The following is a 3,351-nucleotide window of genomic DNA, read 5'->3' as shown; positions in this document are numbered from 1 at the left end:
GCGACGGTGATACCCCGATACCTTTTTCCAGTCCGGCAGCCTTTCCTTTCGCATCACCAGCATAGCCGCATTTCTCAGGGGCTCTTTTTCTATATCCACCTTGCATGCAACGATGGCAATATGTTCTCCCTTGGAAACCGTAGTATTTGACGTGAAACAAAGCCAGACGTAATGCGACTAAGGATTAAAGATAAATGATATCGATTCTGGTTGATGGTGAGGATAAAACCGCAAAAATTAGCGACTGGACGATGCGCTGGAACGACAAGCACGAAACTCTGGAACTGACCTGTCATTTTCCCTCCAGTAAAAAATACACTCGCCCACTCAATCATTGCCAAGTATCACCTTCCCGCGAGTTGAGCAATGTACTGCTGACCAAACCTGGCAGCACGATCGTCAAACCTATCGACAAAGCGGTGATCTACGGCGAGCGATATGCCGTGGTGCACTATCCTGGCACCAGCAGGCCTTATGTCCACAGGATGGATGGCATCGTCTTCATCGCCACAACCTCGCTCAAGGACACGCCGGTCTTCGGTTATTTCATGAAGATTGCGAGTACCCGACACGCTCAAGCGCAGTCGCAGGCTGATCGTAACATAGCCAGCAATGTCGTGACTCAGCTTGGAAAACTGCCAGCCGTCGCCAGCGCTGCTTTGCAAGCCTATTGCACCGGGCGCAACGGCACGATCGCCCCAGGTCAGGGGCTCATTTATCCGTTCGGGCTGAACGAAAGCCAGTACAAAGCAGTCGAGCGTGCGTTCAGCGCGCAAATCAGCGTGATCGAAGGCCCACCGGGAACCGGCAAGACCCAGACCATCCTCAACATCCTCGCCAATATCCTGTTGCGCAGACAGACGGTGGCGGTACTGTCCAATAACAATGCAGCCGTGGAAAATGTCTACGAAAAGCTGGAGAAATGCGGACTTGGCTACCTGGTAGCCAAGCTTGGCAATGAGGATAACCGTAAGGCCTTCTTCGCTAACTTGCCTGCATGGCCCTCCAATGCGCCTGGAACGGCACCGTCTCTAGAAGAGATCCAAGGCTTGCTGCCCCGCCTGAAGCAGCACCTGCAAGACCACAACCGGGCGGCACAACTGCAGATCGAATTGGACGAGCTGGTCATCGAGCGGCGCTACCTGCAACAGTGGCAGGCAGAAAACGGTGTACAGGCCACAGGCTCGTTGGACAAGTACGGGCTGACTCCGCGCAAAACAGCTGACCTCATGGCCTACCTGGCGCACCTGGGCGAGCAGCACGTGAAGCTCAAGGACCGTATAGAGTTGTTGTTCAAATTTAGAGTCTTTCGCACCAAGCCGTTCGCCGAGGGCGAGGCGCGCATGGCCGCATTCCATGCCCTGCAGATGCATTACTACGACAAGTCGCTGCAGGATAAGGAAACCGAGCTGAGGGCGTGCCGCGAATCCTTGGCGCGCGCAAACTTCACGGCTTTGCTTAAAGAACTGACAACCGTATCGATGCACCATCTGAAGCAGCATCTGCAAAGCCAGGTTCCGCCGCGAGACAGCTTCGATGCCAAAACCTACCGCTGGAACTTTGACGCCTTCGTGCAGCGTTTTCCTATCTTGGGCAGCGGCACGCACTCTATCGTCAACTCGATCGCTCCAGGGGCGATCCTCGACTACGTGATCATCGATGAAGCTTCTTTGCAGGACATAGTGCCGGGCATCCTGCCGCTGGGCTGCGCCAAGAACCTGATCGTCGTCGGCGACAACCGCCAGTTGCCGCACATCCCTGTGAAACTGGGGCTGCAGGCGCCGGCCGAGGCCTACGATTGCGAGCGCTACAGCTTGCTGGATTCGTGCATTGCCGTATTCCAGGACGCACTGCCAAGGACGCTGTTGAAGGAGCATTACCGCTGCCACCCCAGGATCATCCAGTTCTGTAACCAGCAGTTCTATGACAACGCACTGGTGCCGATGACCGTGGATAACGGCGAGGAGCCCCTGCGCCTGGTGGTGACCGCCAAGGGCAACCACGCACGCAAGAACACCAACCTTCGGGAGTTGGATTCCTTGCTGAAGGTGCTCGAAGACGAGGGGACGCCCGTCGCAATGGACGGTGAAGGTCGCGGTTATATCGCGCCGTTCCGGGCACAGGTCAGCCTCTCCGACAAGCACCTGCCAGCGGACTTCGTCAATGACACGGTGCACAAGTTCCAGGGGCGCGAGTGCGACGAGATCGTCTTTTCTACCGTGCTGGACAAGAAGCGCTACAACCAAGCGCAAGGACGCCTGGATTTCGTCGACGACCCACGCATGATCAACGTGGCAGTGTCGCGGGCCAAACATCGTTTCACCCTGGTGACCGGTGACGAGGTGTTCACCGAGAACAACGGCCACATCGCCGCGCTGATCCGCTATATCAGCTATTACGCGCAGGACGAGCAGATCGTGCGTGCGCCGGTGGTGTCGGCATTCGACTTGTTGTACCACGAGTACGATCAGTCCTTGGCACGCCTGAACGCCCGTCTACGACCCGAGGATTCACGCTATAAGTCCGAGCAGATCGTAGCGCAGTTGCTGCGCGAAGTGCTGTCGGCTCCGGCGTGCCAGGCTATGAAGTACCACACGCAGATCCGACTAGAAAAGCTTGCATCACCGACTAACTCCGACTGGACGGAAACTCAGCGGGCGTTCATGAGGCGCGCCAGTTGCGATTTTGTGCTCTATTTCAAAGTGGGTAAGACCCCGATAGGAGTGATCGAGGTCGATGGTGGGTATCACGACCACCCAGTACAGGCGGCTCGAGATATCATGAAGAATGAGATTTTGAATAAATGCCGCATTCCCATTTTGCGACTGCGGACAGTTGATAGTGGCATTAAGCAGAGGATCGGCAACTTTATTGGGCAGTGGATTAAATAGCTGTTCCGAATAGTAGATCACTGGAGGAAGAGGGTGTTATTACCCAAATCAGCCAGTAAGTCATGACGATGGTTTTGTCGGTGTAGAGCTGAGAGCTGGCTGCTTCCCTGTTGCTTGTGATGGGTGTGGTGAACCAGTTGTCCATAGCTTCGACATCCACCCAGAAGGTAAGAGAGCCACAGTTAATCCGAAATTTGTGGTACTGAGACCAGTTGGTGATGGGGTGAAGTGCTTTGCCCATGTTGCAGACTTGAAGGGGAGGAACAGTTTGCAATGTTGCCATTCTGGCTCATCTTGGTTGCGTTAATTTGAGAAACAACGTCACCCCTTTGAGCTTGCGGGAGTTAGAGGTCTGTCAGTGGGCTGCGTAGGGCAAGCAAGTGAGTGATATGCCCAAATATTGGGTATCGCTCCTCGAACAATCACTTTTCACCTGGAACGGGCGTTGTTAATGGGATGG

General features: G+C 55.0%; 1 protein-coding gene and 1 pseudogene. One reads left to right on the top strand and one right to left on the bottom strand.

Annotated elements, in window-relative coordinates; translation table 11 throughout:
- Nucleotides 1-194: 194 nt before the first annotated feature.
- Nucleotides 195-2,891, top strand: a complete 2,697-nt coding sequence (locus ACE1BR_RS18490; protein WP_374872872.1) for an AAA domain-containing protein — start codon at nt 195-197, stop codon at nt 2,889-2,891.
- 67 nt (nt 2,892-2,958) lie between these two features.
- On the opposite strand, the pseudogene ACE1BR_RS18485 reads toward ACE1BR_RS18490, so the two are convergent.
- Nucleotides 2,959-3,132: pseudogene (locus ACE1BR_RS18485) on the bottom strand (IS5/IS1182 family transposase); the annotation flags it as partial.
- Nucleotides 3,133-3,351: the final 219 nt, after the last annotated feature.

Source organism: Aeromonas sp. MdU4, assembly GCF_041929505.1.
Taxonomy (GTDB): domain Bacteria; phylum Pseudomonadota; class Gammaproteobacteria; order Enterobacterales; family Aeromonadaceae; genus Aeromonas.
Note: the sequence above shows the minus strand (reverse complement) of the source record. Positions and strands in the feature narration are given on the sequence as shown.

Coding starts and splice junctions, on each gene's coding strand:
- ACE1BR_RS18490 (WP_374872872.1), top strand. CDS start 195: ATGATATCGATTCTGGTTGATGGTGAGGATAAAACCGCAAAAATTAGC.